The 24,337-nt window shown below is 70.6% G+C and carries 18 protein-coding genes; 11 read left to right on the forward strand and 7 right to left on the reverse strand.

Annotated features, from left to right (window positions below):
• Positions 1-222 precede the first annotated feature (222 nt).
• On the reverse strand, positions 223-1,080 hold the full coding sequence (locus tag ACHBTE_RS27690) for a helix-turn-helix transcriptional regulator (RefSeq protein WP_356573580.1): 858 nt from the start codon (positions 1,078-1,080) through the stop codon (positions 223-225).
• 448 nt (positions 1,081-1,528) lie between these two features.
• Positions 1,529-2,284: a GPP34 family phosphoprotein gene (locus ACHBTE_RS27695; RefSeq protein WP_394726896.1), complete on the reverse strand. Its 756-nt coding sequence runs from the start codon at positions 2,282-2,284 to the stop codon at positions 1,529-1,531.
• Between the two features lie 251 nt (positions 2,285-2,535).
• Between ACHBTE_RS27695 and ACHBTE_RS27700 the strand changes: the two genes are divergently transcribed.
• Both ACHBTE_RS27700 and ACHBTE_RS27705 read left to right on the forward strand, forming a co-directional pair.
• Positions 2,536-5,601 carry a D-alanyl-D-alanine carboxypeptidase gene (locus ACHBTE_RS27700; RefSeq protein ID WP_394726898.1) on the forward strand — a complete coding sequence of 1,022 codons (3,066 nt, stop codon included), beginning with the start codon at positions 2,536-2,538 and terminating at the stop codon, positions 5,599-5,601.
• 199 nt (positions 5,602-5,800) lie between these two features.
• On the forward strand, positions 5,801-7,666 hold the full coding sequence (locus ACHBTE_RS27705) for an MFS transporter (RefSeq protein ID WP_394726900.1): 1,866 nt from the start codon (positions 5,801-5,803) through the stop codon (positions 7,664-7,666).
• A gap of 60 nt (positions 7,667-7,726) precedes the next feature.
• Here the strand turns inward: ACHBTE_RS27705 and ACHBTE_RS27710 are convergent, their stop codons facing one another.
• The 3 genes from ACHBTE_RS27710 to ACHBTE_RS27720 all read right to left on the reverse strand — a co-directional run bounded on the left by ACHBTE_RS27710 (position 7,727) and on the right by ACHBTE_RS27720 (position 10,212).
• A complete protein-coding gene (locus tag ACHBTE_RS27710) occupies positions 7,727-8,578 on the reverse strand; it encodes a MerR family transcriptional regulator (RefSeq protein WP_394726902.1) in 852 nt (283 codons plus the stop codon).
• Positions 8,579-8,660: 82 nt separating this feature from the next.
• The gene (locus tag ACHBTE_RS27715; RefSeq protein ID WP_394726904.1) at positions 8,661-9,164 is read right to left on the reverse strand and encodes a glutathione peroxidase; all 504 of its coding nucleotides are present in this window, start codon (positions 9,162-9,164) and stop codon (positions 8,661-8,663) included.
• Between the two features lie 10 nt (positions 9,165-9,174).
• Positions 9,175-10,212: a winged helix-turn-helix domain-containing protein gene (locus tag ACHBTE_RS27720; protein ID WP_394726906.1), complete on the reverse strand. Its 1,038-nt coding sequence runs from the start codon at positions 10,210-10,212 to the stop codon at positions 9,175-9,177.
• Positions 10,213-10,356: 144 nt separating this feature from the next.
• On the opposite strand from ACHBTE_RS27720, the gene ACHBTE_RS27725 reads away from it, so the two are divergent.
• From ACHBTE_RS27725 to ACHBTE_RS27745, 5 genes are all read left to right on the forward strand, one after another.
• Positions 10,357-11,565 carry an MFS transporter gene (locus ACHBTE_RS27725; RefSeq protein WP_394726908.1) on the forward strand — a complete coding sequence of 403 codons (1,209 nt, stop codon included), beginning with the start codon at positions 10,357-10,359 and terminating at the stop codon, positions 11,563-11,565.
• 174 nt (positions 11,566-11,739) lie between these two features.
• Positions 11,740-12,567 (forward strand): SAM-dependent methyltransferase, encoded by an 828-nt coding sequence (locus ACHBTE_RS27730; protein ID WP_394726910.1) that lies wholly within the window; start codon positions 11,740-11,742, stop codon positions 12,565-12,567.
• Positions 12,568-12,859: 292 nt separating this feature from the next.
• Positions 12,860-13,231 carry a hypothetical protein gene (locus ACHBTE_RS27735; protein ID WP_394726912.1) on the forward strand — a complete coding sequence of 124 codons (372 nt, stop codon included), beginning with the start codon at positions 12,860-12,862 and terminating at the stop codon, positions 13,229-13,231.
• A gap of 3 nt (positions 13,232-13,234) precedes the next feature.
• The gene (locus tag ACHBTE_RS27740) at positions 13,235-18,166 is read left to right on the forward strand and encodes a caspase family protein (RefSeq protein ID WP_394726914.1); all 4,932 of its coding nucleotides are present in this window, start codon (positions 13,235-13,237) and stop codon (positions 18,164-18,166) included.
• A gap of 183 nt (positions 18,167-18,349) precedes the next feature.
• Positions 18,350-19,336, forward strand: coding sequence for an SDR family oxidoreductase (locus ACHBTE_RS27745; protein ID WP_394726916.1), 987 nt, complete (start codon positions 18,350-18,352; stop codon positions 19,334-19,336).
• A 171-nt stretch (positions 19,337-19,507) separates the two neighbouring features.
• Here the strand turns inward: ACHBTE_RS27745 and ACHBTE_RS27750 are convergent, their stop codons facing one another.
• Positions 19,508-20,002 carry a DUF3237 domain-containing protein gene (locus tag ACHBTE_RS27750; RefSeq protein WP_394726918.1) on the reverse strand — a complete coding sequence of 165 codons (495 nt, stop codon included), beginning with the start codon at positions 20,000-20,002 and terminating at the stop codon, positions 19,508-19,510.
• Positions 19,999-20,463, reverse strand: a complete 465-nt coding sequence (locus ACHBTE_RS27755; RefSeq protein ID WP_394726920.1) for an ester cyclase — start codon at positions 20,461-20,463, stop codon at positions 19,999-20,001. The genes ACHBTE_RS27750 and ACHBTE_RS27755 overlap by 4 nt, the downstream gene beginning before the upstream one ends.
• Before the next feature lie 151 nt (positions 20,464-20,614).
• On the opposite strand from ACHBTE_RS27755, the gene ACHBTE_RS27760 reads away from it, so the two are divergent.
• The 4 genes from ACHBTE_RS27760 (at position 20,615) to ACHBTE_RS27775 (ending at position 24,332) form a co-directional block, all read left to right on the forward strand.
• Positions 20,615-21,211 carry a TetR/AcrR family transcriptional regulator gene (locus tag ACHBTE_RS27760; protein WP_394726922.1) on the forward strand — a complete coding sequence of 199 codons (597 nt, stop codon included), beginning with the start codon at positions 20,615-20,617 and terminating at the stop codon, positions 21,209-21,211.
• 166 nt (positions 21,212-21,377) lie between these two features.
• The gene (locus ACHBTE_RS27765; protein WP_394726924.1) at positions 21,378-22,169 is read left to right on the forward strand and encodes an Lrp/AsnC family transcriptional regulator; all 792 of its coding nucleotides are present in this window, start codon (positions 21,378-21,380) and stop codon (positions 22,167-22,169) included.
• Between the two features lie 215 nt (positions 22,170-22,384).
• Positions 22,385-23,155 (forward strand): hypothetical protein, encoded by a 771-nt coding sequence (locus tag ACHBTE_RS27770; protein ID WP_394726926.1) that lies wholly within the window; start codon positions 22,385-22,387, stop codon positions 23,153-23,155.
• 616 nt (positions 23,156-23,771) lie between these two features.
• Positions 23,772-24,332: a hypothetical protein gene (locus ACHBTE_RS27775; protein ID WP_394726928.1), complete on the forward strand. Its 561-nt coding sequence runs from the start codon at positions 23,772-23,774 to the stop codon at positions 24,330-24,332.
• The last annotated feature ends 5 nt before the right edge of the window (positions 24,333-24,337 follow it).

Below are 24,337 nucleotides of genomic sequence, written 5' to 3' on the forward strand. Positions count from 1 at the left end.
GTTGAGTTGCTGTCACCGCCCCACGCGGTCTCCGGACCGGGACCCGCGGGACGATTCACGCCAACGTTGTTGCTCGGTGGCGTGATCGACGCTACTCGCCAACATCGGCTGACGAAGCGACTATTCACTCGGCCGGGTGGCATATTCCATTGGAGTCTTCCACCCGACCTGGAGACGGTGTACGGTACGGCGCTTTTCCGCCCGGAAGGGCCCCTCCGGGTTCTAGCGCGCGTACTCCTTGGCGATGTCGGCGATGAACTGACGGGACTGGTCCACGTTCAGAGCCTGCGCGCGCAGGTGCTCGTACATCACGCTGTACTTCTGGACGTCGTTCGCCTTCTCCAGGTACAGGTCACTGGTGACACCCTCGATGTAGACGACGCTGGAGTCGGCCGCGTCCGGGAACTCCAGGATCGCGTACTGCCCGTTGAGGCCCGGATGCGCTCCCATGTCGAACGGGATGACCTGCACGGTGACATGCGGCAGCTGGGACTGCTCGACGAGCTGCTCCAGCTGGTCGCGCATCAGGGAGCGGTTGCCGACGACCCGGCGCAGGGCGGCCTCGTCCAGGACGGTCCACAGGCGCAGCGGGTTCTCCTCGGTGGAGATTCGTTCCTGTCGGCGCATCCGCACCTGGACCCGCTTCTCGATCTCGGCCGACGCCGTCTCCGGCAGCGCCCCGGCGATCAGGGCCTCCGCGTACTGCTTGGTCTGCAACAGCCCCGGGACGACCTGCGGGTCGTACACCCTGAGGCTCGCCGCATCCGTCTCCAGCCCGATGTAGACGCTGTACGGGATGTCGCCGAACGAATGCCACCACCCTTGCTGCCGCGAATCCTTGGCCATCTGCATCAGGGAGTCGACGATCCGGTGGTCCTCCACCTCATAGACTCCGCACAGGTCGCGGACGTCGCGCTGGCTGATACTGCGCCGTCCGTTCTCCAGCCGGCTGATCTTCGACTGCGACACCAGCAGCCGTTCGGCCACCTCTTCGGCCGTCATGCCCTTGAGCTCGCGGAGCCGGCGCAGCTCCTGGCCCAGCCGGCGTCGCCTGACGGTGGGATTGACATTGGACGCCACGGGACGTGCACCTCCGGCTGCCTGCCTTGTGATTGCCACTTTGCGTATCTGCTGTTGAGCAGACTGCCACCAAGGTGCTTACTACCGCTGGGAAACAGTGGATATGCGCTGGATACACGCCAGTTCGCCGGCTTTCCCGGCACCGGCTGCCCTTGCCGGGACATGCGGTCGCGCGGGGCGACGAGACCTCGGCGTACGTCCGCGGCTGCGGACGCAGGGTCCCGTCGCCCCGCGCGGACCAGCGGCTCCCGAACCGGGTCGTGGGGACTGCGGCGCGGCGCTGGGTGTGCGTATGGGGCATGTGGTGCGTGCTCGAACAGGCGGTGCGGCCCCGTGGTCCGGGCCCCGGTGCAGCGGCCCTTGTGCTGAGGGTCGTGGCACTGCTCTCCGGCCCGGTGGTGCGGGTCGTGGGACTGCGGCCCCGGTGGTGCGGTCGTGGGACCGGGGCTCAGTGGGCCACGACGCGCGCCATGGCTCCGCGGCGCGGCTGCACCGGAACACCACGGGCGGGTTCCGCTGCGGGCCTTGCTCCGGGGGCGGCCTGACGGCCGGCCGGGGCCGGGCTGCGACGCGGCTGGGCAGCCGCGCCGTTCTGGACGTCCATCACGGCGTGCGCGACGAGACCGCCCATGGGGTCGTGCCTGATCAGATCCCGCAGCCGAGAACGAGAGGACCGTCCCTCGTTCCCCGGATACAGGTGCTTGCCGAGGCCGACCGCGTGTGCCAGGGCGGCGAGCGCCGCTGTCCGTGGGTCCGGCGGCACGCCGGTACGGATCGCTGAATCCAGCCGGGCCCTGATCTCCCGGCTGATGGCGTTGTCCGTCGCCTGGTAACGGGTGGTCGGCAACACCCCGCACATCTGACCGGCGACGGCATGCACCATGCCGCACCGCTCGAGATGCGAGAGGTAGGTCTGGCGCAGCCCCAGCCGGGGCCCGCCGATCCAGTGGACGGCCCGTACGGGAGCGCCGCGCCTTCGCAGCAACTCCAACGCGCAGTCCAGTGTCGGATCTCCAGTCGGCCGTGGTACGACCACGGCGATACGATCCCCGTCTGGGGCTATCCGTCCGGCCAGCGCCAGCTCCACTAGCTGTGCTCCGGCCAGACCGAGGTCGAGCGACTGCGGCTGTGCGGTGGTTCCCGTGGCCGGGTCCAACGCCAGCAGCAGAAGCTCCTCCGGAATTGTTCTGCGGCTCCTGCCCATCCATGCCTCCCCGCGTGGATGAATGACAGGGTGACCCCTCTCACATTGGTCTGTCGAGAGTGCGTGACCGGTTCGTGAGGGAACCGGTAGGTATGTCGTTCTCGTCTACCGGGTGGACCGGGGGTCACGCACAGGACACTGGTACATGGTTCGGACAGTGGCACGGGGGTCGTACGGGCGCGGTGTCCGGGCGACGGTTCACGGTTCGATGGGCGCACGCGGGACGTGCGAGGCACACGGAGGAGGCATCGGTGGCGGGCGAGTCCCCCGACAGGTCGAAGAAGCGCGAGTCGTCGGCAGAACCGACGTCGGGGAGCGCGGGTCCGGTTCCAGACCCCACGGACGCCGCTGAACGCCGGGACCCCCGCCTGGCCATGACCCGCGACGGCACCCCCACACCCCGCGTCAAGCCGGACACGGCGACGAGGATCCTGACCCGACAGGACCTGGAGCCGGCCACGGAGCCGGCCACGGAGCCGGCCACGGAGCCGGCCACGGCGAAGCCCGGGACGGCGAGCGCGGGCGCGTCGGGGACGGGCGCGTCGGAGACGGACGTGGCGAAGACGGACGCGTCGGAGGCCGGGGGCGCGGGGGACCCGCATGGCGCCGGGGGCGCCGAGGGCTCGCGCGATGGCGGAGACATCAAGAGCTCTGGTGAGGGCGGGGCCGTCACGGGCTCGGGCGACGCCGACGACGTCACGGGCTCGGGTGACGCCGGGGGCGTCAAGGGCTCGCGTGATGCCGAGGACATCAAGGGCTCACGTATCGCCGGGGTGCCGGAGGCGAGGTCCGCCGGGGGCTCGGGGGGCGCGGAGGCTGAGGGTGCCGGGGTTCGGGATGCCGGGCGCTCGGGTGGCCCGGAGGCCGAGGGTGCCGGGGTTCGTGCCGCTGAGGTGGACGCGGAGGTTCGGGACGCCCAGGCCGAGGGCACTGATGCCGGTGACGCTGCCGTTGGGGCGGCGGCCGGGGGTGCGGACGGTGTGGTGGCGGATGCCGAAGCCGGTGACGTCGACTCCGGGAGCTCCGAGGACGCCCGAGGGACGGATGCCGGGAGTTCGCAGGGCTCCGAGGACGAGGGTGCCGATGCGGGTGACGACCGGCTGAGGGCGGCCGTGGCGGCTTGGGTCGCCTCGGCGGACGCCACCGACACCGAGGACGCCAAGGGCGAGGACACTCCCGACGCGGCCACGGGCTCTGGGAAGGCCGACGCGAGCAATCGGGCCGAGGGCACCGATTCCGACGATGCGGCACGGGTTGCGGAGACCGAGGGCGAGGAGTCCGCCACCGAGCCCGCTGAGCCCTCCACGGCTCCCGAGGATGCCGAGCCCGTAGCCGAAGCAGGCGAGGACCCCCGTCGAGGGGCACCTGCTCGCGACTCGGAGTCGGTGGACGGCGACGATGGCGCGCAGGGCGACCCCTCCGCGTCCGACGAGCCCGCTGACAGCGAGGACCAGCGACAAGATCGCCCCACCGACCCACGCGCAGCCGCCAGGGCCGACGGCGACGCCCCTCGGGGCCGGGGCGCAGCCGCCGCCACCGGCACCCCCGCGGCCGGCGATGGCGACAACTCCGCCGGGGTCGACGGTGACGCCCCACAGGGCCGGGGCGCAGCCGCCCCCACCGGCACCCCCGCACCCGCCGACGGCGAGAACCCCCCGCAGGGGCCACCCGCAGCCGGCGACGAGAGCCGCACGGGTGGTGCGGGTGGGAAGGACGGCGAGGACGAAGGCGAGGCCGAGGTCGAGGCCGTCGATCAGCCGACCGCCGTCTTCAAGGCGCCCCGGCCCGAGGACCGCAAGCCCCAGGTGGACCAGCCCACCACCATGCTGAAGGCCCCACGGCCCGAGTCCCCCGCCGAGCGCACCAGCAAGTTCGTCGCGCTCAAGCCGGACATCAAGCCTGAGCCCCCCAAGACACCGCCCGCCGCACAACCCCCCAAGACGCCAGCCGCCGCACAACCCCCCAAAGCGCCGCCGGCAGACGTCACCGCCGCCGTGCCCCAGGTCGGTCCCGAGCGGACCACTCAGCAGCCGCTGCCGCCCAAGCCGCCGCTCGATCTGCTGGCCGAGCTGACCAACACCCCGCCGCCTCCGGACACCCCGGTCCGTACGCTCGTCCGGCGTATCAAGATCTGGACCCCGCTGGTCCTGCTCCTCGTGATCATCTTTGCGATCGCGCAGGCCGTCCGCCCCCTGCCCGCCCCCACCCTCGCCCTCACCGCCAAGGAGTCGTACGCCTTCGAGGGCGGCAAGGTGTCCCTCCCGTGGCCCGGTGAGGGCCAGGGCTGGATGGACGTCAACGGCATCGGCACGATGGGGAACTTCGGCGAGCAGACCCCCGTCGCCATCGGCTCCGTCGCCAAGGCCATGACGGCGTACATCATCCTGAGGGACCATCCGATGAAGCCGGGTCAGGACGGCAAGAACATCAAGGTGGACGCCCTCGCCGAGAAGGAGGGCGGCTACGACAAGGACGGTGAGTCCACCCTCAACACCGTCAAGGAGGGCGACACCCTCACCCAGCGCGAGGCGATCGCGGCCATCATGATCCCGTCCGCGAACAACATCGCCCGTCTGCTGGCCCGTTGGGACGCCGGTTCCGAGAAGGCGTTCATCCAGAAGATGAACGACACCGCCAAGGAACTCGGCATGAAGAACACGACGTACACCGACGCCTCGGGGCTGAAGGAGACCACCGTCTCCACCGCCGAGGACCAGGTGAAGCTCGGCAACGAGATCGTCGAGATCCCGGCGCTCACGGAGATCACGGCCATGGGGCAGTGGATCGATCCGTCCGGGAAGAAGTGGTACAACTACAACTATCTCGTCCCCTACAACGGTGCCATCGGCATCAAGACGGGCACGACCACCGCGGCCGGCGGCAATCTCCTCTTCGCCGCCCGCAAGGAGGTCGACGGCGAGACCGTCACCCTCGTGGGCGCGGTCCTCGGCCAGCACAAGGCGCCGATCATCCAGACCGTCAACGACGTCAGCAAGACGGCGATGCTCGCCGCCCAGGACGAACTGACCTCGGCGAAGATCCTGAAGAAGGGCGACGTCGTCGGATACGTGGACGACGGTCTCGGCGGCCACACCCCCGTCGTCCTCACCCAGGACGTCGCGGCCGTCGGCTGGTCCGGCCATGAGGTGAAGCTCTCCTTCGACGCCGATGACGTACCTCACACCGCGAAGGCCGGTACGAAGGTGGGCACGCTCACCGTCGGCGACGGCACGAGCGGCGCCGTCAAGGCGCCGGTGGCCCTCCAGAGCGACCTGGCGGAACCCGGCTTCACCGACAAGCTGACCCGCCTGGGCTGACCCACGGGCAGCCCAACCACACCCGGCACGCACCCCGTCGAGGGAGCCGCCCCGGCGGGGTGCGTGCTAGCGTCACGAAACGGGCAGGTCGCCGCCGACGAGGCACGGCCGAAGAACCCTTCGCGACAGGGCCGGCAACACCGGGGGAACGGGACGCGGCCTAAACAGAAGACGGGACAGTACGGGGAGTGCCTCAAAGGTGGCCACTGCGGAGCCGACACGCGCCGACGACGCCGATCCGGGACGAGGAGCCGGTCCGCGAATACGCGTACCCGCGCCGCGCCAGGGCGACGATGAACCGCGCCCGGAGGAACGACCGCCGTCGCGGCTGACCGCCGCCGTCCTCGCCCTGCGTGAGCGCGCCCTGCGACATCCGGTGCTCTCCGTCACGGCCCTCGCCGGACTCCTGCACATCATCTGGTTCTTCACGTTCGCAAGCAGCGGCGGCGACCTCGCCGCCCAGGACGCCTGGGCCGAGTTCGTCGGCCGGCACCCGGACTCGGCGTACAACCTCGCCTGGTACGGCGGCATGCACCCGGTGTCGTACAGCGTCGTGTCGCCGTATCTGATGTCGGTCCTCGGCGTCCGTACGACGATGATGATCGCGGGAACCCTCTCCGCGGGCCTGCTGACGCTGATCCTGCTGCGCAGCCGCGTGGTGAGGAACCCGCTGTGGGCGGCGCTCGCCGGGGTCTTCGGGCTGATCTGCAACGCGATCTCCGGCCGGGTGACCTTCGGCCTGGGCACCATGTTCGCCCTGGGCGCGGTCGCCGTCACGTTCTGCTGGCCGCACCGCTGGCGCTACAAGCGGTGGGCCAAGGCGCTGTGCGCGGCCCCGCTCGCCGCGCTCGCCACCATGGCCTCGCCGGTCGCGGGACTGTTCGTCGGCTTCGTGGCCGTCGCGATGTTTCTGCAGAAGCGGCGCCCGGGTGCCTGGGCGCTGGGCATCGCGCCGACCGTCGTGGTGGCCCTGTCCGCCTGGCTGTTCCCGTTCTCCGGCACCCAGCCCATGGTCATCGGCTCGATGCTGCTGCCGCTGCTGATCGCCGTCGTCGTCTACGTGGTCGTCCCCGAGGAGTGGAAGACGGTCCGGCTGGTGTCCGCCGTCTACGCGCTCGCGGTCGTCCTGGTCTGGGTGTTCAGCTCGCAGATCGGCTCCAACATCACGCGTCTGGCGATGCTCTTCGGCGGGATGATCCTGGTCGCCGCGTTGCCCTTCACCGTGCCGCGCTCGCGCAAGTGGTACACGGGCGTGCTGGCCCTGCTCACGTTCACGGGCTGGATCGGCTACAAGACGGTCGACGACATCATCCACGCCGCCCCGGCCGCGTTCTGGGCGCGCGAGCTGGCGCCGCTGGTCAACGAGCTCCAGGAGGTCGGCGCCGAGAAGGGCCGCGTCGAGGTGGTCCCGGCCCGCTCCCACCGCGAGGCCTCCGCGCTCGCGCCGTACTTCAATCTGGCCCGCGGCTGGACGCGCCAGGCCGACATGGAGCGCAACCCGCTGTTCTACGACGACACGCTCAACTCCGCGAACTACCACCAGTGGCTCAAACGCTGGGCCGTGCACTACGTGGTCCTGCCCAAGGACGAGCCGGATCCCTCGGCGGCCCAGCGGGAGCGGGAGCTGATCCAGCGCGGCATGCCCTACCTCGAGCAGGTGTGGGGCGACGCCAACTGGCAGCTGTTCAAGGTGATCGACCCGGCGCCGCTCGCCGAGCCGAACGCCGTCGTGGAGCGGGCCGAGCAGGGCGAGATGACGATGCGGGTGAGCAAGCCGGGCCGCGTCCTCATCCGCATCCCGTACTCGCCCTGGCTGAGCGTCGTCGACGCCGAGGGCAAGAAACTCGACCCGCCCGCGGAGACGGAGGCGTCCCGCAGCCGCCCCGACGACGAGCCGAAGTCGTACGACAACGTCAACGGCTGTCTGATGGAGACGGCGCAGGACGCGCTCGGCGACCAGTGGACGATGCTGGTGGCCCCGAAGGCTGGGACGTACCGGCTGGCGGCGCCGTACGCCGTGCAGCGCGGCACGGCCTGCCCGGATGAGTGGTGGCCACAGCAGTGACGTGGTCGGCGCCGCGGCCGAGTTCCGCCGCGGCGCCCGGCGGACATCCGTCCGCTCAGCTCACCTGACCGGGAACGCCACGTCGCACACCGGGTCATCGGGCCCAGCGGCGTCCCAGTCCGCGAAGTACACCTCGCGGCACGGTCCCGCCTGCCACAGCCCCTGCTTCGGGATCCACTGCTCCACCGCCTCGAAGGCGGCCAGGATCTGCGGATGAGCCACCTGGGCCTTGCTGATGCGGGTGTAGGCGAGCCGGTGGGCCGGTTCCACCCGCACCTTCGTCTCCCAGGTCCGGCCGTGCTTCTCCACCCACGCCCGGGCCGCCGCCTCGTCGGCCACCGGCATGCAGGACTCGGCCGGCCCGTCGCTCTCCATCGACACCTCGGAGTGGTACACCACGAACGGTGCCGCCGTGCCGCCGCCGCACTCCCGTGCCGCCGCCTCCAGACGGCCCAGCGACGCACCGATCCACGCCGGCAGTTCGCCCGCCAGCACATGGCGGGTCTCGGTGATCAACACCTGTTCGGGCACGTCCACCGTCTCGACCGCGAACTTTCCGTACATCTCGGAGCTCCTCCCCGACAGTCGTCCACGGAGGTACTCGGCGAGCGTCCGCTGCCCCGCCACCCGCGTCTCCACGTCCGCCCAGTAGGCGTCGAGCCGGTCGGCGGCCGTGGCCCCGTCCGGTGCCTCGACGACCTCCGCGATCCGCGCGAGCGGCATGTCCAGCTGCCGCAGCAGCGCCACCGTACGGGCGCGTGCCACCTGGTCGGCGCGGTAGTAGCGGTAGCCGCTGGCGTCGTCGACATGCGCCGGGGCCAGCAGTCCGAGGCGGTCGTACAGCCGCAGGGCCTTGGCCGAGAGCCTGGCCCGTGCGGCGAACGCGCCGATGGTGAGCAGTTCGTCGTCCACGGCCTCATCCTCCGTCGCCGGGCGGCCTGTTCCGCCCGGCGAGGACGACGCTCGGCCCTGACCCAGGGGCAAGGTCAACCGGTCAGGCCAGCTGGCCCTCGATGGCCGCCACGAGCTCCGCGTCCTCCGGCTCGGTCTGCGGGGAGAACCGGGCGACGACATGGCCGTCCCGGCCGATCAGGAACTTCTCGAAGTTCCAGCGGATGTCGCCGCTGTGCCCCTCGGCGTCGGCGAAGCCGACCAGACGCTCGTACAGCGCGTGCCGGCCCGCCCCGTTCACCTCGACCTTCTCGGTCATCGGGAAGCTCACGCCGTACGTCGCCGAGCAGAACTCGGCGATCTCCTCGGCGCTGCCGGGCTCCTGCCCGAGGAACTGGTTGCAGGGCACGCCGAGCACGGTGAAGCCGCGCTGCGCGTACTGCTCCTGGAGCTTCTCCAGGCCGGTGTACTGCGGGGTCAGGCCGCACTTGGAGGCCACGTTCACGACGAGCACGGCCCGACCGGAGTACTGGGAGAGGTCTGCGGCGCCGCCGGTGAGGGCGCCGATCTCGACGTCGAGGGGGGACGCGTTGGTGTCAGCAGTCATGAAACGGATGCTAGCTCCGGTGGCGGCGGGGCCGGTGGTCCGGTCCCGCCACCCGGTGCTCCGGCCCCGCCGCCCACTGGTCCCCTCCCGCCGCTTTTACGAGGACCTCTCCGGCCGCCGTCCGCGAATACAGCACCGACCGCCCCGCCCGCCGTCGCTCCACCAGCCCCGCGTCCAGCAGCACCCGCAGATGCCGGCCGACCGAGCCCAGGGCCTGCCCGGTGACGGCGACCAGCTGGGTCGTGCTCATGGGCGAGCCCAGCAGGACCAGGACCCCGGCGCGCGCGCCGCCCAGCAGCACGCCGAGGCCGGCCGGGACGGGCCGCCGGTCGTGATCCTCGGCGAGCACTCCGGCACACGGATAGACGACGGCGTACCGCTGCCGCCCCTCCCACGACACCCACCCGGTCCTCGGCGTCACCGGCATGAACATCAGCTCGGCCCCGGAGGCGACCTCCCGGGGCGGATACGCGTTCAGGTTGACCTGGAACCGGCTCCGGCCGAGCCAGCGCGTCCCCGGCCGCAGCGAGTCCAGCACCGCCGCCCAGCCGCCCTGGCCGACCTGCGCGGTCCGCGCGACCACGTCCGCCTCCAGGACGCGCCGCCGACGCTCCCAGTACGGACGTACCGTCTCCTCCCAGACGTGCGTCAGGAGCGCCGCCGACCGCTCCGGCAGGTCGTCGCGCTCGAGGGCGGCGGGCAGCGGTCCGGCGAGGGAGACACGAAGGTCGGCGCGGGCCTGGGCGGGGTCGGTCGCCCGCACCCGGGCCACGACGTCCTCGAAGCGCTCGTCCTCGCCGGGCGTGGGGGTGAAGTAGTCGGCGAGCCACGACCTGCCGAGCCCCGCGCCGACGAGCAGGGCGGTGACCGGGTCGGCCGCGAGCAGCGCGCGGTAGCCGGGCATGTGGGCCCGCAGCCAGGCATCCTCGCCCGGATGCGCCCCGGCCCCGGTGTGCAGCAGCTTCAGGCTCGCGAAGGTCTCGACGAACGGCGAGACCACGAACCGGCTGCGGGCGAGGGTGTCGGTGCCGATCTGCCACAAGCCCATGCACATGCCCTTCCGCCCCGGCCCCCCCCCATGGGCCTCGCCCTGATGCCAAGCTGCCAAGCTGCCAGGAGCCGGTGCGCACGACGTTTCGCAGGCCCGCGAAACAATAACCACGGCGCCCGGCCCGCTCCGACACTCCGACGTATGCGCAGCTACCGCACCCTGTTCCGCACCCCGGAGTTCACCCCGTTCCTCCTCTCCTTCGCCGCCTCCTCCGCCGCCGAGACGATCGGCTGCCTGGCCCTGGGCACGCTGGTCTTCCGGGCCACCGGCTCCCCGCTGCTGTCGGCGTTGAGCATGTTCGGACCGCAGCTGGCGCAGCTGCTCGGGGCCGGCTTGCTGCTCTCGGGCGCCGACCGGCTGCCCCCGCGCGCGACCCTGACCTTCATGTCCCTCGCGTTCGCGGCGGGCACGGCGGTCCTCGCGCTGCCCGGCCTGCCGATCTGGGCGGTCTTCGTCGTGCTGCTGCTGAAGGGCCTGGTCGCGTCGCTGGGCGGCGGTGTGCGCGGGGGACTGCTGAACGAGATCCTCGCCAAGGACGGCTACGTCCTCGGCCGTTCCGTCTACAACATGCTCTGGGGTCTGATCCAGGTGACCGGGTTCGCGACGGGCGGCGCACTGCTGACGGTCCTGTCCCCGCGGGACTGCCTGCTCCTTGCGGCGGCGCTGTACGTGCCGGCGGCCCTCCTCACCCGCCTGGGCCTCACCCGCCGCCCGCCGCGCTCCGCGGGCCGCCCGTCCGTCGCCGCGACCTGGCGAACCAACGCCCTCCTGTGGTCCTCACGTCCCCGCCGCCTGACGTACCTCGGCCTGTGGCTGCCCAACGGCCTGGTGGTCGGCGGCGACTCCCTCTACGTCTCCTACGCCCCCGAAGCCGCCGGCACCCTGTACGCGTGCGGTGCGCTGGGCATGTTCGTGGGCGACCTGGCGGTGGGCCGCCTGGTGCCGCCCGCGCTGCGCCCCCGTCTCGGGACCCCGCTGCGCCTGCTGCTGGCGCTGCCCTATCTGTTCTTCGTCCTACGACCGGGAGTCGCGCTGTCGGCCGTCGCCGCCGCCGTGGCCTCCGTCGGCTTCGCCGCGAGCCTCGTCCTCCAGGAACGCCTGATGTCCCTGACCCCGGACGAACTCACCGGTCAGGCCCTGGGGTTGCACGGCACCGGCATGGTGGCCGCGCAGGGCGTGAGCGCGGTCCTGGCGGGCAGCCTGGCCCAACTGACCTCCCCGGCAAAGGCGATGACAGCGATGGCCACCGCTTCCCTCGCAGCGACCCTCGCCCTGGCGGCAGCCGGCCGACGGCACGCGGCGGAGGACGGCAGGGCGATGGCGGACGAGCGGTCTGCCGGGGCAGGGTGAGCAAGGGGCGGGCGAGCCGAGAAGGCGTCATAGCGCGGCCCGCCGCGAGCGAGATGGCCGAAACGTCGCCCCGAGCGAGCCGCATCTACGCCAACTCCTCGGCCCACGCACGTGGTTCACCTAGCTTGGTGGCTGTTTTGATCACCAGTGCCCACCACTCCAGGAGGCCCCACCGTGTCCGACTCCGAACACCCCATCAGCGCCGCGGCCCGGACACGGGACCGTATCGACACCACCAAGCCGCACTCGGCACGCTTCTGGAACTACTTCGTCGGCGGCAAGGACCACTACGAGGTCGACCGGCAGATCGGGGACGAGATCAAGGAGATCTTCCCCGGCCTCGTCGACGTGGCCGTCACCAGCCGCCAGTTCCTGGGACGTGCCGTGAGCCACCTGGCCGGCGAGGCGGGGGTACGGCAGTTCCTGGACATCGGCACCGGTCTGCCGACCGCCGACAACACCCACGAGGTGGCCCAGCGCGTCGCCCCGGACGCCCGGATCGTGTACGTCGACAACGACCCCATCGTCCTCGCCCACGCGAACGCGCTGCTCACCAGCACCCCGGAGGGCCGCACGACGTATCTGGACGCCGACATGTACGCCCCCGAGGCCGTCCTTCAGGCCGCCGCGGACACGCTCGATCTGTCCCGCCCGGTCGCCCTGATGATCCTCAACACCCTCGGCCACGTCGCCGACCACGACGAGGCCCGCGACCTGGTACGCCGTCTCATGGCCGGCCTCCCCTCCGGCAGCCACCTGGTCATCAGCGACAGCACGGCCACCAGCGAGGGCATGATCGCCGCGTCGGCGGCCTACAACGCCAGCGGCGCCGTGCCGTACTACGTGCGCAGCATCGGCGAGATCGCCGCCTTCTTCGACGGCCTCGACCTGCTGGACCCCGGCATCGTCCAGGTCCCGGAGTGGCGCCCGGACCCCCGCACCGCGACGGACCCGGCGACGGCGGCGGTGGACGCGTACTGCGGGGTGGGGCGCAAGCCCTGAGTCCGGGTGGGTCGCGGTCCTGAGTCCGGGGCGGTGTCATTCCCTCCGGCAGGACGGGTCTTTTTCGGTCGCCTATCGGTCCAAGGTCGCTCCAAGGTCGCTCCGATGTCGCTCCTACGTGGGCCTGATCCCGGGGGTTGGACTCACCGCCCCTGGGCGGTCCGCCCGGGCTGCGCAAAGCGCACGAATCGACCGGCCCCGGCAGGTCGGGTGAACCTCGAGAAGCAGCCCGCCCCGTGCCATCTGCCTGCTAATCTGCGGCAATTGACTGATTGTCGGCTCGGGGGGACACGTGCACATCACGCTTCGTCTGGTGGACGCCGGTGCGGACGAGTTGGGCGAGCTGGAGGACTGGCTCAGGTCCGAACGCGCTCTGCGGCGCGTACCGATCCGACGGGAGCACGCGCCCACCCGCCCGGGCGACATGGGCCTGCTGACGGACGGCCTGCAATTCGTGATCGAGGCGGGGCTGGTCGCCGTACTGGCGCAGTCCCTCATCGACTTCTGGAAGACGAAGGTCGGCTCCCGCCCGGCGGAGGACCGGCCCGCGCTCCGTATCGAGCGCGTCGACGCCCCCGACGGCACCCGGACGGTCACCGTCGAGGCGCGTGATGCCGAGACCGCCGAGGCGGTGCTTCGCGAACTCCCCAACTCCCTCGACTAGTCCATGAACGCGCAGACGCCGGACCCGTCGAGGTCACGAGCCCTCTTCATCACCTCCGGCGTGTTCAACGACAGCGCCTTCACCGACCTCGACGCGGTGGGGCGTACGGCCGAGGCGCTCAAGGACCAGCTGCGGGTTCCCGCGGTCTGGGGGATCAGCAACGCGGACTGCCGGGTGATCAAGGCGCACGAGTGGACCCGCGAGGAAATACTCAGAGCGGTCGCCAACGAATCCGAGGCGGCGGAGGACTGCTTCGTGCTGTACTTCGCGGGCCACGGCGTGGCCGACGGCGGCCAACTCCTGCTGCCCTTGCAGTACTCCACCGCCGGCATGCCGAGCACCATGCTCGAATTCGGCGACCTGATGAGAGAGGTCGGCAAGGGGCGCGCCCAGACCAAGATCGTTCTCATCGACTGCTGCCATGCCGGACTGGCCATGGGCGACCTGCCCCTGGAGCAGCATGTGGCCGGTGAGGACCCCGAGGGGTCCTATGTCATCGCCGCCTGCGAGGCGAACCGCACCGCCAAGTCGCCGGAGGACCATGAGTTCACGGCGTTCGGCGGGGCCCTGATCAGCTGCCTCGCGAAGGGCGGCCCACCGGAACAGCAGTACTGGACACCGGAACAGCTCCTGGAGCGGATCGACGCGGTCCTGACCGCCGACGGGCACCCGCTGCCGGTCAGCAACAGATCCCAGGTCGGCACGCGTCCGTGGGTCAAGAACCGCCACTGGCGGAAGCACTTCAAGGCCGCCGACCACGCGGGTCCCGGGGCGGACCAGGACACCCCGCTGCCGGCGCAGACCGGGGCGGTCCGGTACCTCGGCCCCGACCCGCTGCCGCTCCCGATCCCCTTCCTCGGCCGGGACACCCTGCTGGACAAGGCCCGTCGACGCGTCCACATGGGCAAGGTCCTGCCCGTGACCGGAGGCGAGCAGGTGGGCAAGTCCGCGCTGCTCACCGCCCTCGTGGCCGACGCCGACTCGTTCGACCAGCTCCCTCTGCCCCCCGTGGTGCTGGAGATCGAACCCAGCTCGGCGGCCGAGAGCCCGCTGCTGGAGGCGGTCGCCAGAGCCCTGCACCAGACCCTCGACGACAGTGAGCTGTCGGCGACGGTCGCCCCCAGGACGGACAGCCTGCTCGGACTCGTACTGCCCCGCCAGGTCAAGGGCAGAAGCCTGATCCTCGTCGTCAAGGCGTCCCACATCGACCTCACGCGTCCCGAACTCCGGGCTGAGCTCGCGGAGTTGCGCGAGTGGGACGTTTTCAAACGCGCCGCCGTCATCGTGGAGACCACCGACTCCGATCAGATCGACGGGGGACTCTGGCGGCCGTTCGACGTACCGGCGCTGACGACCCCCGACGCCCACGTGCTCATCCGTGACTGGCTCACCGGCGAGAACCTCGTCACGGACGTCGAGTCGCTGCAACTGGTCGACTACGACGACATAGTGCGCCGCCCGGGAATCATCGAGCGGGCCGTCCGGCTGGTCTCCCGACAGCACCGAACCGGCAGCTTCGACAACTTCCTCGCCGGACTCGACACCGGCTCCGGAGCGGCGCAGGAGATCGCGGCCGAGGAGTTCGACCAGGCTCTGATGGAGGCCGCGGAGCCGACCATCGCGGGTGCGCTGGAGAGGGCCTTGTCCATCGTGGGGAGCGACGAGCGGATCAAGGGGCAGGCACTTCTGACCGTATGGGGAGTGATGGACGAGCTCCCCGTCCCCGTGGACGTCCTGCAGCGGCTGGGGCTGCCGAAGGACGTGCTGGGGGTGCTCTTCCAGGAGGGCGTACTCGTCCCCGCCCGCCGACCCGCGGCCACGACGTCCGCGGCCACGACAACCCCGGCCGCACGCACGCCCTGTCTGGAGATCAGCCCGGTCAGCAGGGCTGCGCTCAGGGCCGATCTGCAGCGGCGGGTGCGTGCGGCGGCGGGTACAGCCGCCCCTGGCACTCCGGGCACCGGCGGCGACCCCGGCGACCCCATCGATCTCGACGGGCTCGACCAGCGGCTCACCGCCGCGGCCCGGCTGCTGGGGTCCGCCGTGCTCCCGGACGGGCAGACGGAAGGAGCCTCGGAGGACGCCGTCCAGGTCATCGAGACGCTGCGCCGGGCGACGGGGTGGCTCGACCGCCATGTCCCCGAGGGGCTGACGGGCCTGCGCTACCTGCTCGGCCTGTACGTCAACAGCCAGTACACGGACGCCTTCCTGCTCCCCGTGGCCCAGTCGATCGACGCCGCCGCGCCCGGCGGTCGGGCCGGTGCGGGCGATGGCGGTGCTCAGGCCGGTGCGGACGCCGGCAGCGAGTCGGGTACGGCACCCGGCGGGCCCGCCGATGCGGTCGGGGCAGTCGATGCGGCTGATGCGGCCGACGTGACGGACGCGGCCGACGGCGATGAGGCCGCGGGCGATGAGGCCGGGGGCGGCGCCGGGCCCGCACAGCCGCCGGCGCGGATCGACGAGCTGTATGCGGCAGCCGGCCGGCTCAACCTGGCGTCCCGTGGATCGGCACAGGACGCCGACGCGGGGGCGGTGTTCGTCGAGGCGTTCGAGTACGCCGTATCCCTGCTGCAAGCATGCGGTGATGCCCCGCCCTGGCACATGCTGCGCGCGGTCGACCAGTGCGGCTTCCACGGGGGCCGTCGGCTTCGCGTGGTCTCCGGGATCGTGCCGGCGCGCGTCAGGCTGACGCGGCACCTGGCGGCCGTGCTGCTGGAGAACCGGAGGTCGGAGAACCGGGGGCCGGAGAACCGGGGGCCGGAGAACCGGACCGTCCCGCGGGTGGACCGCCTGCTCTGGTCGGTCTCCTGGTGCCTCAACACGGCCGCCGCCCAGATCGCCGCCGCGACGACCCCCGACGACAGAGCCGACGCCGAGGCCACACTCCAGCTGAGCGAGCGGTTCCTCGAAGCGCTGCCCCCGGCCCCGGACTCCCGGGCCCGCCAGGCCCGCAACTGGCTCAGCTACCGCCTGGCGGGGCTGCGCCGGGCGACCGCGGTGGCGCCTGAGGAACGGCTCGACGCGGCCCGTACGGCGTATGAACTCGCCCGCGAGAACGCCCTCTTGACCGCCGACCTGCCCGAGCGCGTGCAGCAGTGGACACAGAACCTGCTGGCGAGCGGGTTCGCGTATGTGCAGGAGACCCGGGAGGACCAGGCGCGGCTGAACCTTGCCGAGGAGACCCTGTCCACGCTCGAGGAGATCTGGGGGCCCAGGGAGGAGTGGGCGATGCCCCTGCTCGCCGAGGCGGCCGGATTCCTGCGCAGAGTGCACGCACGGCACGCGGACTCGGAGTTGCAGTACGCGGGTGCCCGGGAGGTCCTGGCGCTCCTGCGGGACCGGGACCTGGAGTCGGGGCCGGGCGGCGGGCCCGCCACCGCCATGGCCGCGGACCACATGACGGAACTCGCGCAGGCCCACGCGTTCCTGGCCTATGTACTGCGCGAGCGCAACGAGCAGTCGGGGGCACGGCAGAGCCTGCGCAACGGCATCCAGCTCGCCCGGAAGGCGGCGAAGAAGTTCCCCTCCGCGCACACGTACAAGGCATGGCTCCGACTGCTGCGCACCATGGAGGACTGGTTCGGGGGCGGCCGTGGCCGGACCCTGCTTCCGGAGCACGCCAAGGCCGTCGAGGAGATCCGCGGCTGGCTGGCCGACGCCCGAGAGGCACGACACGGCAACCAGACGATGGCCCTGCTGCACCTGTGGTGCCTGGACAGCGACTGGCGACGGGAGGGCAGCCTGCCGATCGCGGCGAAGGGGCTGGCCGCGAGGGGCAGCTGGAACATCGGCCGCTCCCCGGAGCAAGTGCGGGCGGACCAGGTCCACCGAGCGCGCTGGGCCGCGCTGCACGCACACGAGCGGGGCTTCGGCCCGACATGGGCGCTGTACGAAGCCCGCTTCCGGATCCTGCGTGAGTACCAGCGCTGGAGCGCGATCTACGGCAGACGCCCGCAGGACGTCGACCACAAGCCGGTATGGGCCCTGCTGGACACGGCGGAGCGGCTGTTCCAGCAGGACCTGGACGTCAAGCGGGCTCGCGCGTTCTACCACCGCTACATCTGGGAGTACGGCGAAGCGGCCCGGCTGCACTTCGAGACGGCCCGGCGGGAGAGGGACGGCGACCGCTCCCGCCGCGGCCTCGTCGACGCCGCCGAGTGCCTGCTGAGCCTCGCGCTCCACCAGGAAGGGACGACGGCCCAGGAACGCGAGTCCGCGCTGCGGACGGCCGCGGAGTACTTGCAAGAGGTGGCCGGACTCCACTCACAGACCCATCGCGCCGCCCTGCTGTCCGCGCGTATCGCCCTGGAACTGGACCTGCCGGTGGACTGGGATCTGGCCGACGCCAAGTTCAACGAGCTGATCGGCGACAACTACGTCGGCAACGTGGGCCGCTACCTCAATGAACGCCGACTGCGAGCGGATACGGAGCCACGCGGAAACGCGGACACCCAGGGCGGGGACGAAGCGGATACGGATGCCGAGGATGCGAAGGCCGCCCGGCCCCAGGAGCCGTTCGCGGTGGACGACCTCCTGGAGGAACACTTCACGGACGTCGACGTCCTGCGATCCCTGGGAAGCCTCTACCTGCGGCGTTCCATCCTCAGCGCCGACCACGATCCGGAAGCGGCCCGGGCCGCCGCCTGGCGCGCCTACAACTGCTTCGACGGGCGCAGGGTGATGGAAATAGCCCTCAACAATCAGGAGAAGGTCGATACGGCCTTCCTGCGGGGGCAGACCATCACCTGGGCCGCCGAGCTCACCTCCTCCGCGTCCCCGTTCCCGGGGGAGAGCGGCCGGAAGCGCGGATGGCTGCACCTCGCGGAGTCCCTGTTGCAGTCGGCGCGCAGCCGAAGCGCGGGCAGCTTCCACAGACTGATCTGCACCTGGGACGAACGCTTGCGCGCACTGAGGAGCACCCTGAACGACCAGTGAGGCACTGGCCTCGAACACGCTCGTCACCCGTACGGGCGCCCGTACGGCCCGCCCGCCACGCCTCTGTGCTGGTAAAATGATCGACTCTGATCCGCAGCCTGTTCCACGGCGATCGGTACGGCAGCAGCCGTCCGGTGCTTGGGCTGGTGCAAGATCTCCGCGTACGCGTTGAAAGGTCTTGCCATGAATTGCTCCGACGTGCGTTGCTCCGAGCAGAGCGAGATGGAACCGGAACTGGAACCGGGTGTAGCGGGCGTGCACCTGCTGACCGTCGTCAGCCCCCGCAGGGGCGAAGGCACCAGCCCCACCGGAATCGTCGGCCGGCACCTGGCCCGGCAGCTCCTCGCCAAGGGGCAAGAGGTACGGGTGATCGCCGAGCCGGGCCAGTGCGACGGCTGGCCGGACAGCGTGAAGGTCGTCGAAGGCTCCATCACCCGCCCCTCGGACTGCGCCCACGCTTTCGAAGGCGTCGATGCCATCTTCCTCGCCGGCGCCCACCCCTCGACGGTCCAGCAGGCGTTGACCGAAGCACGACGCGCAGCCGTAGAGAAGATCGTCCTCCTCTCCTCCCACGGCCCGGAGTACGAGGAGGCATATCCCCCCGAGACCTGGTACTGGCTGGCGATCGAGAAGGCGGTGGAACACTCGGGCATCCCGTGGACCCACATCCGGCCCTCGGCTGTCATGGGTGCCGTACTCGAGGGCACCTACCCTGCGACGGGCTCGGACTGGCCCGACACGGTTCGCACCGACGGGGTCGTCCGAGAGGCCCTCCTGGACCAGGGGCACTACCCCTTCATCCATGAGGAGGACCTAGCCGCCGTAGCAATGGCAGCCCTGACCAGCGACGACTTCACCGGCATGGTTCTGGAGGCGGTGGCCCCGCCCCTGAGCACCCGGTCCCGGGTACGCAGCATCGCCGCCGCACTGAAGCGCGACATCGACACGGTCGAGCTCACGGCCGACGAAAGCCGGGCGGTCTGGCAGGCCCGAGGCTGGCCCGACGGCACGATCGACGTGACGCTGTACGCCTTGGAGGAGTACGGCACCCACTTCACCGAACTCCTCCAGTGGACCCGAGACCAGAAGCCATCCGTACAGGACATCATCGGCAGACCGCTGCGCACGTACGACGACTGGATCCGTGAGCACATCGGCCTGTTCCGCTGATGTGGACGCGGGATGCCCGAGGTTCGGCCTCGCCCGTGTGCTCGCGGCGCCACTAATGCGTGACGGGGACGACGGCGGTCCAGTTCTTCGAGAGTCCTCCGCCGGTGGTAAGGCCGTTGAAGTTGCCGAGTCGGGAAGTCGCCCCTGACTCAAGACGTGCCATGACCTTCGTCACAGGATCTGCGAGACCTTGTAGGCGATGCCTCCTTCGACGAGGTATCCCGACCCGACGCAGACTGTGCCGTTGAGCCATGCGTAAGGCTCGGCCCCCGTCTCGAAAAGCGGGTTGGTCCGGAAGTAGTAGTGGGCCGGGTCGATGCGGCACCGCTCGTCGGGGTCGGCCAGGACGTCGCGTACCTCTGGTGGGGTGACCCAACGGCCGCCGTAGGTCATGTGCAGAAGGGCGCCGTCGTGGGTGCGCAGCGTCAGGCGTACGTCCAGGGACATCGTCCCGTCGGGGCCGAACAGCGCCCAGTCTCCCCCGCCGGGGAGCACGTCGCCGTGCAGCCCGGGGCCGTGAAACGTGCCGCCTGCGGCGCCGAAGAGGACGCGCCGGCCGAACGGGCCGCTGCCGATGGGCAGGCGGGGGTTCAAGTCGACGACCATGTCGAAGAGGTGCGCTGTCCGGATCGCGCCGACGTCCTTCACACGCGGGTCCGCCGTCATACCGCGTCGCCTCCTGCGAGCGCGGGGAACAGCATCTCTCGGACCACGTCCGTCGAGACTCCCGACCGGGCGCACAGCGTCGCCAGGTCGAAGAAGAAGCGTTCGCCTGCGATCAGGTTGTCTTTGAAAGTGAATTGGATGAACACCGGTATCTCGGCGGGTTCGCCGTTGGGGACGACGCCGAACCGGTTGCCGGTCATGGTCAGCCGTGCCGTACCCCAGCACACGAGCGTGTCGCCATTGCTCGCGTGGCCGCGCAGAGCGACGCCGTAGTCAGGGAACGAGGCGAAGAACCGCTGTAACGCCTTCTCGTTCTCGGCCAAGCCCCGAGCCCTCGTACCGAAGGCCGGGGTCTCGAGAACCATGTCCGGGTGGAAGAGCCGCAGGGCGGCGGGAATGTCCTGTCGACTCTTGGCGACGGCGAGCGCGTACGCCAGTTCGAGCATGCGTTGTTGATGCATGGATGCCTCCTTCAGTGCTCCGAGCAAACAAAACATACGATCGGTCGTATGCTTGAGGCTAGCGCATGACAGGGTGGAGTCGATGAACGAGTACTCACGGAGCCGGAGCCGACAAGCGGTCGTGTCCCCAGCGGAGCCGGCGGGCGCGACCGTGGCGGACCAACGCCTCGTCCGCGGTGCCCGAACCCGCCGCAAGATCGCACGCCACGGCGTCGACATCGCCTCGCTGGAAGGGCTCAACGGGCTCAGCATCGGTCGCCTGGCCGCCGACCTCGGACTGAGCAAGAGCGGCATCCAGACGCTTTTCAAGACCAAGGAGAACCTCCAGCTCGCGGTCGCGGAGTCGGCGCGCGAGGAGTTCGCCGAAACGGTCATCCGCCCGGCTCAGACCGCCCAGTCGGGCATCGCCCGGCTCCGCGAACTGACGGAACGCTGGATTTACTACATCGAAGCTCCGCTGTTCGCCGGAGGCTGTTTCTGGGCGGCCAGCCTCCCCGACTTCGACAGTCGGCCCGGAAGTGTCCGTGACACCCTGCTGCTTCACCGCCGCACCTGGCTCGACCTTCTCGCCGGCGAACTGGATCGCGCCATGGACACCGGCGAGATCGCCCAACTGGACGTGGACCTCACGGTCTTTCAGATCGACGCAGTGTTCAACGCCGCAAACACCTCACTGCGTCTGGGGGATGGTGACGCGGTTTCCAAGGTCCGCCGCGTGGTCAACGGGTTCCTTGCACCAGCACACTGACAGGCAACCTCCGCCCGAGAGGGCCCGTCTTCGACCGACGATCAGGGCGTCCTGACGATGCCTCCATTTCAGCCGTATCGCGAGCGACCTCGACGTCTCCGAACGCATCATCACCCGCCGCTACCAGCGCCTGCGCACCCTGGGCCTGCGCATCGTCGGTCAACCCGTGGCCTCGCGCCTCGGACTGACCCGCTGGCTGCTGCGACTGCACTGCACACCGGACGCCGCCGGCAGCATCGCCGAGGCGCTCGCCCGCCGTTCCGACACCTACTGGGTCACGCTCGCCTCAGGCGGCACCGAGGTGTACTGCGCCTTCAACGTGCGTACGTCCGACCAGCGCGATGCCCTGCTGCTGCAGAAGCTCCCCCGCACCCCGCAGGTGCTGTCCGTGAGCGCCCACTGCATGCTGCGCATCTTCGTCGGAGCCACCAGCACATGGCACGCCACCCGCTTCCGGCCCGAGGGCGCCGCCCCCGTCGCGGTGGATTCCGGCGCCCCCACAGCCGAACCCCTGTCCCTGGACCCCACCGACCGCACCCTGTTCACCGAACTGGCCCGCGACGGCCGCGCGAGCCTGCCCGAACTCGCCGCAGCGGCCGGCCGCTCTCCCTCCACCATCCAGCGCCACCTTGACCGCCTCCGAGGCGAAGGCGCCCTCAGCTTCGCCGTCGACTTCGACCCCCAGCTGCTCGGCCACCACATGACCACCCGGCTCTGGCTGAACGTCACCCCCGCACACCTGCGCATCGTCGGAGAGGCACTGGGCACCCACCCGCAGATCGCATTCGCCGCGGCCGTCACCGGCGACTCGAACCTCGTAGCCAGCGGCATCTTCCGCGACCCGGCCGACCTGTACGACTACATCGATCAGCGGATCAGCCGGCTCCCCGGAATCCAGAACATCCAGACCGCGCCCACCCTGCGCGAGGTCAAACGCGTCGCTCCAGCCGTACGGTGAGGAGCACCGGCTCCGGCCGTGCCCGGGGCGGTCGAGATCCACCTGCCGCCTGCCCAGGCGCGAAGCCCAGGCTGACATCCACGAGTGACATCAACAGTGCCGGACGGCAGCATGCCTGCACGGGGGGGGGCCGTCCACAGGCCCGCGTTCACCCGGTAAGGTGGCGATCTTCGGGCGGCGGAAGCCGTACGGAGTCCTCGAAGGCCGGGCACATCATGCACCTCGCCGACCATCCGGCACGCCGACGCCTCAGCGCCGCCCTGGGCGATCTCGCCGTCACTTTCCGCGGCATGACCGCCCATCCGGACGAGCACAACTGCGAATGCCACTGGGGCAGTCCGGAGGAGCTCGCCCTTCTGAAGACGCCGGACGTGGAGCTGGAGCCCGACCTCCTGCGCCGCACTTGGCATGCCACCGACTGGACCGATCACGCGGCCGTGCTGCGCCGCATCCTGCCGCAGTTCGCCCAGGTCCTGGTCGCCGGTCGCGCGGAGCCCCTGTTCGGCGGCCTGGAAGAGGCCGGCTGTTCCTTCGCCCGCGGCCGTTGGCAGCAGTGGCCCGACCATTACGCCGGTTCGGTACGCGAGTTTCTGCATGCCTGGTGGGAGGTCAGCCTCACCGATCCGGATGCGGTCGTCCCGGCGCATCAGGTCTTCGTGATGTGTGCCGAGGCATCCGGATCGGTCGGCCCCTGGCTTGCCGAATGGGAGAAGCAGGCCGGGCACCTCAGCGACCGGCGTCTCGCCGAGGCGGCGGCGGAGTGGGAGTACGAGCTCCTGGGAGACAGCCTGCCGTGGAGCGTCGGCTGGTACGAGCACGACGAGGAGGAGATGCACGCCGAACTGGTCGCCTGGCTCCTCGGCCACGCCGCGGTGCGGCTCCGCGAGTCGGGCGCATCGGCGGAGCTGCAGCACCGGATACGGCTGCTCGGACTCACCGACGAAGACCGCTGGACGGATCCGCACTGGCCCGGCCACCGCTACTGACGACGAGCGGGCGGGACAGCTCCCGTGGTTGCATGCCCCGTTCAGACGCGACCTCGGGGCCGGTCCGCGCCATTACCGCTCGCGGCGGCCCGGTCGCCAGTGACCGACCCCGTTGATGTCAGAAGTAGATGTCAAAGGCTGGTGCTGCGCGAAGCGGCTGCCCGCGCAGCGGGGTGGCGTCTCTGACGCTGCCTCTGCACGGGAGTTCGCAGCGGACCTCCGCCCCGGCGAGGCGCCGTGGTCGACGGTGAGCGGCGGCGCCTCGGGCAGAGGTGCGAGTCCGATCCCGGTGCGCTGTTCCGCAAGCGAAAGTGGTGGCCAGAGTAAGGGTGTAGACACCTTAGGCCCAACCGAACTCCAGGCCGCGGAAGATGCCGTGTGGCCCGGAACGCCTTGGCGGTGCAGGTCTTTTGAGTCGTTCGGCGGTGTCCGGTGCAGGTGAGCATGATGCGTTCTCGCCATGTCGGCGCGAGCGCAACATCTGCCCAGTAGTGCCGAACTAGTGTTCCCTTACTGCCTGGCGTGACCGGCCTGGCAGGCAACGGAAGGGAACACACCTATGGGTGCGACAAAGACCCTGTCCAAGGCGGCTGTTGGGTTAACCGCTGCCACTGTCGTGGCTCTCAGTACGTCCGCGGCCGTAGCGGCACGGCCCGCCACCGGCACGTCGGACCCCTCGCCCGGCTACGTGATGGTCGAGGGTCATCGCGTCGTGGAGGGAACCACGATCGGTGAGTGGGGGAAGACGAAAGACGGCGAACTGTTCTCGTACACCTACAAGGCCGGGGAGGCGAAGCCCACCACGGCCCCGGCCGCACTGGCCGCCGCCCGGTGCTCCGTCTACATCTCCGACGTCAAGTTCCTCGGCGGCGGCGCGAACGCGTGGTTCCAGTGGGAGACGTCGCAGGCATGCAGCGGCTCCTTCGGCTCCCAGAAGCTCCAGACCCAGATGTGGCGCAGCTCCTGGAGTGGGCCGCGCGGCTATCACGACTGGCGCGGCACACGTTCGACCACGAATCAGTTCATCGACTACGGATGGTCCTCGGACTGTAACGACGGTGGGGGGACCTACACCTATTACCCTGTGATGAAGGGCTACGCCAGCGGTATCGGCTGGGGCCCGACGACCCGCTCCGACAATGAGCTGCGCAAGGGATGCGGGACCAGGGAGCCGTAGGAGGC

It is taken from the genome of Streptomyces sp. M41 (assembly GCF_043673425.1).
Classification (GTDB): domain Bacteria; phylum Actinomycetota; class Actinomycetes; order Streptomycetales; family Streptomycetaceae; genus Streptomyces.